Source organism: Salipaludibacillus neizhouensis, from assembly GCF_002886185.1.
Lineage (GTDB): Bacteria > Bacillota > Bacilli > Bacillales > Salisediminibacteriaceae > Salipaludibacillus > Salipaludibacillus neizhouensis.
On the sequence record NZ_KZ614146.1, the window covers coordinates 1671645 to 1687295 of the forward strand.

Genomic DNA, 15651 nt, shown 5'->3' on the forward strand with positions numbered 1-15651 from the left:
GGGGTGATGTTAATGTAACATACATTAGTTACACAAAGTTACATGAAGATGATGCCACACAAGACTGTAATGTATCTGTAGTTAGGAGTTGAATGCTCTTTATGGAGTTAATGTTTCAACCAATTTTGCAACCCCTACCATAGACTCCAATCTATTTGAAGTAACGTTTGCAAAGTACCTTAGTTATTTAATTCGTGCACAGGTCTCGTAAACAAGATTAGAGAAAGATAGTGAGTCAAAACTTCAATAAACTAAGGAGAATAAAATGAAAAAACCTACAAAAATACTTTTCTTATTATTATTTCTTCTAGCTTTTACCTCAATGGCAAGTTTATCTTTTGCAGCAGGTGAAAATCAAATTCTTCATTATGAGATGAACAATATTGATGGTACAACCGTACCAGATACGACTGGTAACTTTGATGCCGATTGGATAAACCCAGAAAATTCTCAGTGGATTAATGGTGGAAATGTGGGAGCTATTAACTTCGAAGGGGGCAGTACTTCTTCTTATATTGAAATGCCAGAAGGGGTATTAGATGATTTAGAAAGTGTAAGCGTTTCAGCAATAGTTAATTGGAAAGGAAATCAATCTGCGGAATGGTTATATGCATTAGGTCAAGACAGCGATAAATATACCTTTTTCACTCCGCGTAATGGAGCAGGAGTTGCACGTCTTGGATTAGGGATTACAAGCTGGCGAAATGAGGCCAATGCAACGTCATCTTCAGATGCATTAACATCTGGTGATTGGAAGCTTGTGACAACAGTTATTGACGGAGAAGAGGAAACGTTAACACTCTATATTGACGGTGTTGAAAAAGCAACAGGTTCTACAAATGGTTATACATTAGAGGAAATCAATAATACAAATGGTAGAAGTGGATTTATTGGGAGGTCCTTCTACTCTGGTGACCCATACTTCGGAGGAATGATTGCTGACTTCCAAGTACACAATGGTGCGTTATCTACATCAGAAATAGCAGCCTTAATAGAGGCGAGTGAATCAAAAATAGAAAATCTAGATGGATTAACACTAAATTCTGTTTTAAGTCAATTAGATTATACCGATTTTATTAATCAAAATGGAAGCAAAGACGAAATTACAACCGACTTATCTTTGCCTAGTACTGGTTCCTACAGTACGACGATCACTTGGGAATCGCTAAATCAAGAAGTTATTACAAATAAGGGACAAGTAAACAGACCTTCTTATGAAGAAGGAAGTCAAGAAGTTGTTCTGATTGCAACCGTATCAGATGGAAACACTTCAGTATCGAAAGAGTTCGAAGTTACTGTATTGAGAGAATTATCGGATTCAGAAGTTATTATATATGATATGGAAGAATTAATGGTTCATAATATCGATAATGTTCTAGGGAATTTAACTTTACCAACAACAGGGGAGTATGGTTCAACAATTTCATGGGAATCTGAGGATTCTTCTATTATTACATCGACGGGGGAAGTAATTCGACCTTCGTATGGTGATGGTAATACATCTGTAAAACTGACAGCAACGCTTAGCAGAAATGATGAAACTATAATAAAAAAATTCACTGCTGAAGTAAAAGAATTGCCTTTAGAAGAAGATTTTGAAGGCTATTTGTTTACGTACATGCCTGGTGAAGGCTTTCCGAACGGGGAACAGATTTATTTTGGCTTAAGTGAAGGAAATAATCCTTTAAATTGGAATGCATTAAACAATGGGGAAGCAGTTATTTCATCAGTATTAGGTGATGAGGGGGTGAGGGATGCACATATTATTCGTTCCCCTGAAGGTGATAAATTTTATATGATCGCTACAGATTTGCGTATTCGCAATAACACAAGTTGGGGTCAATCAGTACGTAATGGTAGCAGATCTATTATGGTTTGGGAATCTACTGACTTAATACATTGGTCTGAACAAAGAATGGTGGAAGTAGCACCTCCTGAAGCTGGAAATACATGGGCTCCAGAAAGTTTTTATGATGAAACAACAGGCGAATATATTGTGTTTTGGGCTTCAAGTTTATATGAAAATGAGGAACAAAGAGCCAATGGAAATAGTTATCACAGAATGATGTATGCAAAAACAAGAGATTTTCATACATTTACAGAGCCAGAAGTGTATATGGACTTTGGCTATTCTATTATTGATACAACTATGATCGAACATGATGGAGGTATCCACAGAATTACGAAAGGTGGTTATTCATCAGACACAAGACCTGTTAATGACTTTGTTTTTCAAGAGGTTGGTGATTCTGTTCTAGATCCTGATTTCGAATTCATTAAGGAAGGAATCGGAATAGGAGACATAGACCGCGGAGAAGGTCCAGCAATATTTAAATCAAATACAGAAGAGAAATGGTATTTATTAATTGATGAGTATGGTGGCAGAGGATATATCCTATTTGAAACAACAGACTTGATTTCTGGTGATTGGAAATTATCTGAAGATGTTAATTTACCAAATCGCGCCAGACATGGTACCGTCTTACCAATTACTCAAGAAGAGCACCAAAGGTTACAAGAGTATACTCCTGGAGTTAAAGAACCATCTCCATTAGATCCAATTGAACCAAGTGAAAAGCCAATTCTCAAGTACAACTTTGAAGAAACAAGTACAGATAATTCGATTCAAGATGGCTCAGGAAATGATTACACAGGTACATTACATGGAAATGCTGCTTATGTGACAGATGAAGAAAAAGATTCACAAGTGTTATATTTAGATGGAACGAACAATACATTTGCAGCCTTCCCAACAGGTTTTTTTGATGGGAAAGATACTGTAACTATTTCCATGGATATTAAGGCGGAAACAGTATCAGGAAACTTCTTTACCTTTGCTATAGGAAGCAATAACCAAAGGTACATGTTCTTACGAACACGAGATACTGCAATTCGAAATGCCATTACGGTTGATGGGTGGCAAAACGAAGAGGTAGTTAGCGCTAATACTGCTTCTATTGAAAACGATTGGATAAATGTCAATCTTGTGATCACACCAACAAGTATGGCAATGTACAAGGACGGCATACTTGTTGATGAAAATAACAATGTTACAACGTCTATTTCAGACCTTGGTACAGATTTATTAGGGTACTTAGGAAGATCTTTTTACACTGGAGACGCATTCTTCAGAGGTTCTTTCGATAACGTAGAAGTATTTAATCGTGCTCTTTCAAAGGAAGAAATTCAAGAAAGGGAACTTTCATCAACTGGAATTGCCAATTTTGAAATACCTGAGCAAAGAGGTCAAACAGAAATAGACAGCAATGCAAGTACTATTAAAGTTGCCTTTAAAGGACGAAATGTTGATGTTACAAATTTAACACCATCAATCTCTGTTTTATCTAATTCAACAGTAACTCCAGCTTCAGGCGAAGCACAAGATTTCACCGATCCAGTCATCTACACGGTTACTGATGAGGATGACAATACCCAAGAATGGACTGTAAGTGTTGAGGTTTATCCTTCTGCTACATTACCAGGTCTCTATGCCGACCCACAAATCCATGTTTCTGGCGATACTTTTTATATGTATCCAACAACAGACGGGTTTGAAAGTTGGTCTGGAACACAATTCAAAGCATTTTCATCTAAGGATTTATTAAATTGGGAAGATCATGGTGTAATTATTGATCTTGCTACTGATGATGTAGAGTGGGCAACAGGTAATGCGTGGGCCCCAGGTTTTGCAGAACGTGATGGATATTATTATCACTATTTCTCTGCGAACCAACAAATAGGAGTATCAAAATCTTCATCACCTACGGGTGGATTTGAAGATGCGCTGGACGAGCCTCTAATTCCAAGGGGACAATATGCCGGACAGGCGATTGATCCCTATGTATTTACAGATGATGATGGGGAGTCATATTTTTACTGGGGAAATGGCGCTCTTTGGGGAGCTAAATTAAATGAAGATATGATTTCACTTGCGGAAGAACCAGTAAACATGACTCCGGAAAACTTCAGAGAAGGGGTTGTTGTTTTCAAGCGTGAAGGAACCTATTATCTCATGTGGTCAGAAAATGATACGAGAGATGAGAATTATCAAGTTGCTTACGCAACTGGTCCATCCCCAATGGGACCATGGACGAAAAATGAAGTAATTTTAAGTAAAGATACAGAAAAGGGAATTTTGGGAACAGGGCATCATTCCATTTTACAGATGCCAAATTCAGACGATTTTTATATTGTTTATCACCGTTTCGCTATTCCAGACGGAAATGGAACTAACCGTGAAACAATGATTGATAAGATGGAATTTAATGAAGATGGAACGATTAAAAGAGTTGTGCCAACTTTAGAGGGGATTACTGAACCAGTATATTTAATTCCAGATGATTCAAGTGAAACCACAACTGAAGAGCTCCAAAGCTTACTGGACACAGCAAAATCCTACACAAATGAAGGAAAATATACAGAAGAATCGTTTGCTACATTAGAGTCAGGGATTGCAGCAGCAGAAGAAACGCTTGAAAATGAAAAAGCAACGCAAGAGGACATTGATGCAGCTGTGACAGCCTTGCAAGCAGCAATTGATCAACTAGAAGAAGCAACGGAACCAGACCCAGACACTACGTCACCGGGCAACAAAGGTAAAGGGAGTGATAACGGAAAAGGCAAAGGGCTAGATAAAGAAAAGGGTGAAGGTAAACAAAATGGCATAGGAAAAGGGTTAGACAAAGAAAAAGATGAAGGTAAACAAAATGGGATTGGCAATGGCTTAGACTAAAAAGATTAAATGCCGAGTTTGATTGTATGTGTATTGCTAGCTTTCAAGCATATTTTTGCTTGAAAGCTAGTAAAGAAAAAACGAATATCAAGATATAACTACAGTTACATTATATTTATTAATTTAATAGTTTCCTTATTTAGGGGGTGATGTTAATGTAACAAACATTAATTACAGACAAAGTTATATGAAGATGATGCCACACAAGCCTGTAATGTATCCGTAGTTTGAAGCGAAGACTCTTTAAGGAGTTAATGTTTCAACCAATTTTGTGACCGCTACCATAGACTCCTATCTATTTGATGTAACGTTTGTAAAGTACCTTAGTTATTTAATTCGTGCGCAGCAGTCTCGTAAACAAGATTAGAGAAAGGTAGTTAGTCAAAAACTTCAATAAACTAAGGAGAATAAAATGAAAAAAACTTCAATAATACTTTTCTTATTAATATTTCTTCTGACTTTTACCACAATGGCAAGTCTATCTTTTGCAGCCGGTGAAAATCAAATTCTTCATTATGAGATGAACAATATTGATGGTACAACCGTACCAGATACGACTGGTAACTTTGATGCCGATTGGATAAATCCAAAAAATTCTCAGTGGATTAATGGTGAAAATGTGGGAGCTATTAACTTTGAAGGTGGCAATACTTCTTCGTATATTGAAATACCAGAGGGTGTTTTTGATGGGCTAGAAAGTGTAACTGTCTCCACATTAGTTAACTGGAAAGGAAACAGTCAAGCAGAATGGATTTTCGCATTAGGTCAAGATAGCAATAAGTATATGTTTGCAACACCTAGTCGTAATTCTGGAGACAACTCTGCACGTCTCGGCCTAGGTACTACAAGCTGGCGAAATGAAGCCGCAGCTAATTCAATAGAAGGGGCAATGGATTCAGATGAGTGGAAGCATGTGACAACAGTAATGAATGGTGAAGAGGAAACATTGACTCTTTATATTGATGGTGAGGAAGTAGGATCAGGATCTACAAGAGGTTATACATTAGAGGAAATCAATAATACAAATGGTAGAAGTGGATTTATTGGGAGGTCATTCTACTCTGGTGACCCGTACTTCGGAGGAATGATTGCAGACTTTCAAGTATACAACGATGCATTATCTGCATCAGAAGTAAGAGATTTAAAAGAGGATATGGGTGAGAAGATTGAAGAAATGGATGGGTTTATAGTCGAGCATGTTGCAAATAAACTTGATTACGAGTTTTTTATCAATCAAAATGAAAAGAAAGATGAGATAAAAACCAATTTATCTTTCCCGACGAACGATGACTATAATACGACATTAACATGGAAATCGAGCAATCAAGACCTTATCTCAAATGAAGGCACAGTGACTAGACCCTCTTATGAGGAAGAGAGCCAGGAAATTGTCATCACAGTAACTGTAGCTAATGGTACAAATTCGATTACGAAAGAATTTACAGTAACAGTCTTAAGAAAGCCCTCAGATTCTGAAGCTGTCACCGAAGATGCTAAAAACTTGATCATTTATAACATCAATGATGTACGAGGGAACCTGACGTTACCTACGATGGGAGAAAATGGATCAACAATTACCTGGGATTCCAGGAATTCTTCTGTGATTACACCAACAGGGGAGGTTGATCGTCCAACTCATGGCAGTGGAGATGAGATAGTTAGATTAACGGCTTCAATCACCTTGAATGATGAAATGATTACAAAAGCATTTTTAGCATCAGTAAAAGAAATGCCAGAAGAAGAAGATTATGAAGGATACCTCTTCAGCTATATGAGAGGGGAAGGTCGTTCCGACGGAGAACAAATTTTCTTTTCTTTGAGTGAAGGGAATGATCCGCTTAGCTATCAGCCTTTAAATAATAATGAACCTTCGATTATTTCAGAGTTAGGAGAAGAAGGATTAAGAGATCCGTTTATTATTCGTTCACCAGAGGGTGACAAGTTCTATATGATAGCAACTGATTTGAAAATTTATGGAAATCATGACTGGCACGGAGCCCAGACTACAGGGAGTAGATCGATTATGGTTTGGGAATCTAACGATCTGGTAGAATGGTCTGAACAACGAATGGTAGAGGTTGCTCCACCAGAAGCCGGGAACACATGGGCACCGGAAATATTTTATGACGATACAACGGGCGAATATGTTGTTTTCTGGGCGTCTAAACTTTATGAAGATGAAACTCAAAGAAGTTCAGGTGCCACACATAACCGAATGATGTATTCAAAAACAAGAGATTTTAATACATTTACGGATCCTGAAATTTATATAGACTATGGCTACTCTGTCATTGATACGACGATGATAGAACATGAGGGCAAAATCTATCGATTCCATAAAGATGAAAGAAATAATTCCACTGATGCACCACATGGAAAATACATTTTCCAAGACGTAGGAGATTCGGTTTTAGACGAGAATTTTGAACTTATTAAAGAAAGTGTAGGGCGTGATCATGTAGGTCATACAGAAGGACCGATCATTTTTAAATCAAACATAGAAGAAAAGTGGTACCTATTTGTAGATGAGTTTGGCGGAAGAGGTTATGTACCATTGGAATCACCAGACTTAAACTCTGGCGAGTGGACAGCGCCGGATAACTATAGCTTTCCGTCAGGTATCAGACATGGATCTGTGTTACCAGTTACAAAAACAGAACATGAAAGCTTATTGTCAAACGTGCCTAGTATTGAGGAGCCGAGCACAGAAATCGGTGTAACTGGTGTAACGCTTGATCAGGATCTAATAGAGCTGTCAGAAGGCAAGGAAGTCAAGCTTATTGCGACTGTCATACCTGAAAATGCATTGAATAAGAATGTTGCCTGGTCTAGTAGCAATGAAGATGTAGCGATAGTAGACGAGGATGGAAAAGTAACAGCACTTGAAAAAGGAACAACTTACATTACTGTTACTACAGTTAATGGAGGTTTTATGGCAGTTAGCAAAGTTATTGTCTCAAAAGAAGATGACTCAGACACTACGTCACCGAGAAACAAAGGTAAAGGGAGTGATAACGGAAAAGGCAAAGGGCTGGATAAAGAAAAGGGTAAAGGTAAAGAAAATGGGATAGGTAAAGGCTTAAATAAATAAAAAGTTTAAGTGAAAGGAAAAGCAAGACTAAATTAATTACTAGCTTTCAAGTCTATATACTTGAAAGCTAGTAAAAATAATATGTTCCGTTGTACAGTTCTTATTAGTATTGTTATAGTAAATTCACTTGAGAATGAGAATGAGTTATAAGGGAGTAAATTGTGTGAATATTTAACATAAAGAAATGGCAAACTGTTTCCTTTTGTTATTTAATTTAAAGTGACAAATAAACCTCATAAAAATGCTTTGTACTCTTCCCTCACTATTTTCGTCATCTAAGATTACGTTAATTCACATAAATTATTAAAACACTAGTGTTGTGAGGTTTAGACTATCCCTTTAGGCATCTAAAGCAGGACTAAGTTTATAAGATGGACAGGAACTATATAGCCTATCGCAATAATAAGGACAATAATGAGTGAATTATAAAAAACACTGGGAATTTGGATTGCAAAGTAACTATGATGGATTGAAATCATTCGACGTCTACCGGGAAACTACGATAATACTCCCGTTCATTCAGACCTTAAAACGTATGGAGAAGACCATAACCATGAATGGAAACAATATTTTATTCGTGATGACAATACGACAGCTTCAGAATGCCCTTTTCACCGAAAAAATAAAAAGGACTCATAAACATTTTTTGTTTTTCAATATTAGGTCTCATTCACTGAAATGGATCTGTCATGAAGCCATTTTTCCAGGAAGTAAGGTAATTCACCTTTAAGGGCAAGAGAAATGTGGCCCCCTTTTACTCTTTTATACGTTTTATCTATGCTCGAAACTTTGTTCATAATTGGATAAGTGAGTTTTTCAGGAACAATAAGATCATCAGTAGTAGAAATAACAAGCAAATTTGCTTTTAAATTTGAAAGGTATACCGTTTGCCCTTGAATTTTCAGTTTATTTTCCATTAATTTATTCTTTCCACCAAGGTCATCCATAAGTTGTCTTAAAGTTAGAGCAGAAAACGGGATATGACTGGACAACCATTCGTTAACGAGTTGACGCTTTACATTCGTCTTCTCACTTCGGGATGGGGTCAGTGAGGCTAACTTAGAACTGATTGTAAAGGGGGAAGTCGCCAATCGTAAACCAGTATTAATAAATTTGGATGGAATCATTCCGTAATCGTTCAATAATTGATCAACGCTACTTGAATCATTCTTCAAAACTTGAAACCAGTTAGGGAAAACATCGTAGGAGCTAAAGTCTAGAGGAGGAGCAAATAAGATGAGATTTTTAATAGACTCATTAATGATAGCTGTATAAATAACCGCCAAAGTTCCTCCAAGACAATAGCCAACCATACTCATCTCCGTTGTTTGAGCATGTCGCAGGGCCCTATCTACACCAGTTTTGATGTAACTCATAATATAATCATCAAGGGACACATCTTTATCTTCATAACCCGGTCTGCCAAAATCAAGCAAATAAACGTCATATCCTTGGTCTGTAAACGTCTCAATCATACTCATACCAGGAGCTAAATCAAGTATATACGCTTCGTTAATCAAAGAATAAACCAAAAATAAAGGCGTACGATAGACTTTTTTAGAAGCAGGGTAATACCATAGTACTGTTTTATTCCTCTTCCATACTACTTCTCGCGAAGATACTCCGACTTTCCTTTTTCTTTTTATACTTTTTTCTTTTTTATCACCCTCGTCTCTCCGCATATCCTTTCTTCTCCTTTTTAAAAGTTTTCGGTTTTGCAGGCATTTTAACGATTTCATACGTTTGTTGTTTTTCTTCTTTTTGAGCTTTTAACTGATGTATTTCTTCTTCGATGGTGTCTAGCTTTTCTTCTAACTGCATACAAAGTCTAGCAACGTTTGCTACATCATCCTTGGTAGGAATGTTTAGTTGTAGAGCTAAAATTTCACTGTACTCATGTAGCTTTCCTAAAATAGAAGAATGCTTTTCCATAAATTTGTGCGCTCTTTTTATTGTTTTAGGATCATCCAATAACTCTTGAACACGTTCATTTAATCGCGCATCTGTTTGGGAGGCGAGTTCCGATAGATAATCACGTAACATTATTTTTTTATCATTGCTCATGTGAATACATCCTTTCGCTTTTCGATCATTTGAAAGAGTTGAGATGCACTCTTTTTATACTATACACATTCGAACAAGCATTGGTTCACAATTTAGTTGTTTGTCTTCCAACAGGAGTATTTCATACAGTTAACTATAACCATGATAAACTTCCACTTATTCACTGATTTATCTTAATCTCCACTCATATACATCCCTTCTTCGATAGATTTACATAGAATGACTAAGTCACCATCTTAGAAGGAGGTAGAAAAATCAATGTTAAATAGAGTTAGGAAACGAAACCAGCCTCCTGGACCAAAAGGGAAGGTAATAAAAGGCAGTTTAAACGATTTTCAAGCTGGACCTCTACCATTTTTATTCAAAACAGCAAAGGAATACGGACCAATTAGTTGCTTTCGATTTGGACCTTTCCAAAATGTTTACCTTGTAAATGAACCAGACTTAATAAAAGAAATACTTGTTACAAAACAAAAGTCATTTGTGAAATCACGGGATATCCAAACACTTAAAGCTGTGGTGGGTGAGGGACTGTTAACAAGCGAAAAAGACATGCATATGCAGCAGAGAAGAATGATACAACCCTCTTTTAAAAAATCGCATATTTCAAGTTACGCACAAGATATGATAGATACAACACATTCTTTTATTTCAAAATGGAAGAATGAAGAAGAAAAAGTGATCACTGACGACATGATGGATATTGCACTTGGCATCATCACAAAAACAATGTTTAGTATGGATTTCGAAGAGGGTGCCAAAAAACTAGGGGAACCGATGGATGCAGTAATGAAGATTGGGGTTAAAAGAATGAGGTCACTTATTCAACTACCTCTCTGGCTTCCAACAAAAAACAATCGTAAATTAAAAAAAGCTGTATCCAAACTTGATCAAGAGATTTATCAGATTATTGAAAGGCGTCGACAAGAGCCAGGTGTTCACTCTGATCTATTAGGTGTTTTAATGGAAGCAAAAGACGAAGATGACGGAGAAGGGATGTCTGACTTGCAGCTTCGAGACGAACTAATGACGATTTTTCTCGCGGGTCATGAAACAACGGCTAATTTGTTATCCTGGACGCTTTACTTACTGTCTCAAAATCCAAAAGCGGAGAAAAAACTCTATGATGAAATCGTCGGTGTCACTGGCGATAATCAAGTAACTCCTGAGAACTTTGCTGACCTTCCCTATACTCAATTTGTTATCTGGGAATCCATGCGTTTATATCCACCTGCATATGTTATTGGGCGACAAGTCGACAAGAAAGTGAACATTGGAGGATATCATTTTAAAAAGGGTGAAATGGTGTTAATGAGTCAATATGTCATGCATCGAAATTCTGATTACTTTGACAATCCTGAGGAATTTATCCCCGATCGATTTGCCGATAATTTTATGAAGAAACTACCAACTTATGCCTATTTTCCATTTGGAGGAGGTCCCAGAGTTTGTGTTGGAAATCATTTTTCATTAATGGAGGGAGTCCTCGCATTAGCTGTAATGATGAAAGAGTACAGTGTGAAAATGGCACCAAATCATGGAGAAATTAAACCACAACCTCTTGTTACTCTTAGACCTAAGTATGGGCTTCGAATGATTATAAAAAGGCGGGCAAGCAATTCATAACAGCAATAGAAAAGGGTGTTTCAAAAGGTAAAGACTTTTTGAAAAACCCTCAATTTCATTCTATTTAATTTTTAGAAGGTGGCTCGCAGCCATCTTCATCACAAATAGCACCTGTCGGACTATTCGCTGCTTGAGAAAGTTCATCTTGGTCGATAATTTGTTGTAAAGATTGTACCAATGCATCCGTTGGTTGAGCACCTGTAATTGCGTATTTTCCGTTAATGAGGAAAAAAGGAATACTTTGTATACCATGATCCTGTGCTTTTTGTTCGTCTGCACGAACTTCTTCACTCATATCATTACTTGCAAGCATTTCAGCAACATCATCGCGATTTAAACCAACCTCTTCGGCTAACTTTATGAGCATATCGTGATCACCAATATGCTTTGATTCAGAATAATGTGCACGTAGAAGTCGATCAGTCATTTCATGCATTAGGCTATGTTTTTTGGCGAACATCGTTAAACGGTGTGCATCAAATGTATTGGTTAATACTTGCGTCTCAAATTGAAAATCCAAACCAGCCTCTTGGGCCATTTGTTCCATATTATTACAATTGGATTTAGCCTGTTCCAAACTCATTCCATATTTTTCTGCTAATTTCTCGTAAATATTATAATTTACGTCCCGTTCCATGTTGGGATCCAACTCAAAGGATCTATAATTTACAGTAACAGGATGGTCTATTTGTTGAAGGGCGTCTTCCAGACGCTTTTTGCCAATATGGCAAAATGGTCAAGCGAAATCCGTCCACATATCAATGAATAGCATAGTTAAAACCTCCATCTATTTTTCTTACACAGTTAGTATATCTATTATGATTTAATTTGACCAATTATTTGCTCTTTACTATTGAAAATAATTCTATCTTCAAGAAGGTAATAAATTCATGCATGGGGATGCCTCAAAATTCAATCATGATATAATTAACTTCGTTCGATCACAATATAGAGGAAACAAAGGAGGGACATTACATATGTTAATAAATAATATTTTATTTGCCAGTCCTATGCACAATGAACTTGAAATACTTTTGAAAGATAAAGAAGTATACCAGAGGAAACAATTCCGATTCTGCTCAGAGGAAAATGTAACTACGGAAGATTATAAATGGGCTGATGCTTTCGTTTCATTCAAAAGGCCAGGAAATTTCCTGTTCGAAAATATAAAATGGGTTCATTCTTTAGGTGCAGGTGTAGATAAGTTGCTAGATGATTCAGAATGGAAAAAAGATGTTTTATTAACAAGAACAATATCTTCTTTTGGTCAAAAAATCAGTGAATACTGCTTAAGCTATATTTTACGTGACACTCAAAACCACGAGAAGTATTCTGAAATGAACGTAAAAAATGATTGGAATCCTATACCTCCAATTCCTATGCATGAAAAACACGTGGTTATATATGGAACCGGGGTCATCGGCCAAGAGGTAGCAAAGTCACTATCCTATTTTGGAGTGAAGGTTGATGGGGTTTCCCTTAGCGGAAATGCCAATGAACATTTTAAAAACGTATATTCTTCAAAATCCGATTACTTTCGTGTTTTATCAAAAGCAGATTATATGATTAATACAATGCCTTTAACGAAAGATACGAAGCTGCTGTTTAACACATCACTTTTCAGCCAATGTACAAACACAGTTTTTATTAACGTCGGAAGAGGGGAGTCTGTTGATAATCATGCTTTACTTGAAGCCTTGGACAGTGGAAACATAAACTCAGCCATTTTAGATGTGTTTCAAGAGGAGCCTCTTCCAAAAAAAGATATGTTTTGGACTCATTCAAGAGTTATTGTAACGCCACATATATCCGCGGTAACAACGCCTGAGGAAGGACTAGATTGTTTTCTCGACACATTATATACTATCGACACCGACAGAATACCTTCTAACATAGTAGATGTAGAAAAGAGATTTTGACATTTGTAGCTCTATAAAAAAAACGAAAGCAAATGCTTTCGTTTTTTAAAATGATGCTGCATCTATTAATTTAATTGTTCTGCTGGTCCAAAAAATTCAAAATGATACTTATTTTCAGGTACTTCCCACTCGGTTAATGCATCTTTTACAGCCTTCATAAAAGGTAATGGACCACAGAAATAAAACACTTTATTGTTATCAGATAAGATAGATTTTAACCACTCTAGGTCAAGGTAACCTTCTTTTTGAAATGTTTTGTTTTTTTGATCTAACTCGCTTGGCTTTTCATAGCAAACATAGTAATCTACCGTATTATATTTGTTGGCCATCTCTTTTACATGGTCATCCATTGCATGAAAACCGCTGTTTATTGCAGCATGAATAAATGTAACTTCCCGTTCAGGCTGCTGTTCGACTATTGTATTCAACATACTAATCATCGGAGTTAACCCCACACCTGCGCTAATTAGTACAACTGGCTCAGACTGCTCCAAGTCTAATATAAAATCTCCTGCAGGTGATGTGATTTCAACAATATCGCCTTCATGAACAGACTTATGCAAGTAATTAGATACTAAACCATCAGGAACATCATTGTCGGTAGTTTCTTTTTTCGGAGTAATGCGGAAATAGTCTTTCCCTGGAGAATCAGATAAGCTATACTGTCTGATTTGGGAATATTCTCCGTCTCGTATCGTACAGCGAATACTAATATATTGACCGGGAACAAACGTTGGAATTGCCCCTCCATCTTTTCGTTTCAAATAGAATGAGGTTATAGCATCTGTCTCCTTCACTTTATTTTGGACAACAAATTGTCTAAAGCCATCCCATCCACCTTTAAGAGCAGACGCTTCTTCATACATATCTTTTTCAACTTGAATAAACACATCAGCAATCACGCCATACGCTTTACCCCAGGCGTCAGTAATATCATCTGTATCTGCATCTCCTAAAACATCTTTAATTGCTAGTAACAAATACTTTCCAACAATTGGATAATGCTCCGGCTTAATTTGTAAACTTCTATGTTTATGTGCAATCTGCTTCACGACAGGAACGATCGTTTCTAGATTATCAATGTATTGTGCAGCGGCATAAATCGTATTAGCTAAAGCTCTTGGTTGGGTACCTTTTTTCTGATTCGTTTGGTTAAAAATATTTAATAGTTCAGGATGATTGTCGAACATCATTTCATAAAATCGTTTTGTAATAGTTGCTCCATGCTCTTCTAATACTGGGACAGTTGATTTTACAATTTCAATTGTTTTAGCATCTAATTGTTCCGTTGACATTTCTAAAACCCCTTTTTTATTGTAATCACAGCGTTAAACATATATTCTTAATACATGTTATATTATACTTGCACACGACAACTAAAAGCAATATATTTAATACATGTTTAACGGAATGTTCACAATTCAAAATAATATTTCCCTGTTCATTCTTATGTTATAGTAAAATTTAATGATTATTTTTTCATATTTTATGATGAGGAAACAAGGTGATGTCATGCAATTAACTTCATTCACGGACTATACGTTACGTGTTCTTATATACCTAGGAGTGCAACCGGAAGACAAGCGATCAAATATAAAAGAAATCTCTGATTTTTATAGCATATCCTTTAATCACTTAAGTAAAGTTGTCTATGAATTAGGAAAGTTAGGTATGGTAGAAACAGTAAGAGGTCGAAATGGCGGGATCAAGATCGCTAAAAAACCTTCGGAAATCAATATTGGTTCATTAGTACGCCATACCGAAAGTCCAATAGAAATCGTCGAATGTTTTAATGAAGAAAAAAATACATGCAAACTTAATTCGGCATGCCGATTAAAGGGAGCATTAAAAGAAGCACTTGAAGCTTATTTGAATGTACTTGACTCCTATACGTTGAGCGATCTTCTTGTAAATAAAGAGGATATAAAACAACTTCTTATGAAGTAAATAAGAAAAATGCATAGTGTCTTTAAAGTAGAAGCAATTGCTTCCTTTTAACCCTGGATTTTTAAAAGCTCGAAGTAGCGAAAGTGGCTCCTGCTGCAAAACCAATAGCCAAAGGAGTTGCTCTCGGAAAGCAGCTGCCGTGAGCTAACTCGAGCCCTCTGTTCGAAAGAAAACACAGCCGCTAAAAAAAGATGGTACTCAGACAAAATAACGTCTGTACCATCTTTTTTGATAGATTACTTCACAATATTTGCAAGAGAACAATATGTCAA

10 protein-coding genes are annotated in these 15651 nt (G+C 36.5%); 6 read left to right on the forward strand and 4 right to left on the reverse strand.

The genetic code is table 11. From position 1 onward, the window contains the following. Positions 1–265: 265 nt before the first annotated feature. From CEF18_RS07875 to CEF18_RS07885, 3 genes are all read left to right on the forward strand, one after another. Positions 266–4732 carry a family 43 glycosylhydrolase gene (locus tag CEF18_RS07875; RefSeq protein WP_110935955.1) on the forward strand — a complete coding sequence of 1489 codons (4467 nt, stop codon included), beginning with the start codon at positions 266–268 and terminating at the stop codon, positions 4730–4732. 412 nt (positions 4733–5144) lie between these two features. Continuing rightward, a complete protein-coding gene (locus CEF18_RS07880) occupies positions 5145–7823 on the forward strand; it encodes an immunoglobulin-like domain-containing protein (protein ID WP_110935956.1) in 2679 nt (892 codons plus the stop codon). Positions 7824–8300: 477 nt separating this feature from the next. After that, positions 8301–8462, forward strand: coding sequence for a YqcI/YcgG family protein (locus CEF18_RS07885; RefSeq protein ID WP_223292362.1), 162 nt, complete (start codon positions 8301–8303; stop codon positions 8460–8462). Positions 8463–8482: 20 nt separating this feature from the next. Here CEF18_RS07885 and CEF18_RS07890 read toward each other — a convergent pair whose 3' ends face one another. Together CEF18_RS07890 and CEF18_RS07895 are read right to left on the reverse strand one after the other, a co-directional pair. Continuing rightward, positions 8483–9505, reverse strand: a complete 1023-nt coding sequence (locus tag CEF18_RS07890) for an alpha/beta fold hydrolase (protein ID WP_110935957.1) — start codon at positions 9503–9505, stop codon at positions 8483–8485. Next, complete coding sequence (locus CEF18_RS07895; protein ID WP_110935958.1) at positions 9486–9887, reverse strand: hypothetical protein; 402 nt, start codon at positions 9885–9887, stop codon at positions 9486–9488. Before CEF18_RS07895 ends, CEF18_RS07890 begins: the two co-directional genes overlap by 20 nt. Before the next feature lie 258 nt (positions 9888–10145). Here CEF18_RS07895 and CEF18_RS07900 point away from each other — a divergent pair, with 258 nt between their 5' ends. Then, entirely contained in the window at positions 10146–11513 is a 1368-nt protein-coding gene (locus tag CEF18_RS07900) for a cytochrome P450 (protein ID WP_110935959.1), read from the forward strand. A gap of 64 nt (positions 11514–11577) precedes the next feature. Here the strand turns inward: CEF18_RS07900 and CEF18_RS07905 are convergent, their stop codons facing one another. Beyond that, the gene (locus CEF18_RS07905; RefSeq protein ID WP_110935960.1) at positions 11578–12237 is read right to left on the reverse strand and encodes a DsbA family oxidoreductase; all 660 of its coding nucleotides are present in this window, start codon (positions 12235–12237) and stop codon (positions 11578–11580) included. 253 nt (positions 12238–12490) lie between these two features. Here CEF18_RS07905 and CEF18_RS07910 point away from each other — a divergent pair, with 253 nt between their 5' ends. Next, on the forward strand, positions 12491–13432 hold the full coding sequence (locus CEF18_RS07910) for a D-2-hydroxyacid dehydrogenase (RefSeq protein WP_110935961.1): 942 nt from the start codon (positions 12491–12493) through the stop codon (positions 13430–13432). Between the two features lie 65 nt (positions 13433–13497). Here CEF18_RS07910 and hmpA read toward each other — a convergent pair whose 3' ends face one another. After that, positions 13498–14727 carry an NO-inducible flavohemoprotein gene (gene hmpA / locus CEF18_RS07915; RefSeq protein WP_110935962.1) on the reverse strand — a complete coding sequence of 410 codons (1230 nt, stop codon included), beginning with the start codon at positions 14725–14727 and terminating at the stop codon, positions 13498–13500. Positions 14728–14944: 217 nt separating this feature from the next. Here hmpA and CEF18_RS07925 point away from each other — a divergent pair, with 217 nt between their 5' ends. Further along, positions 14945–15379, forward strand: coding sequence for an Rrf2 family transcriptional regulator (locus CEF18_RS07925; protein WP_110935964.1), 435 nt, complete (start codon positions 14945–14947; stop codon positions 15377–15379). The last annotated feature ends 272 nt before the right edge of the window (positions 15380–15651 follow it).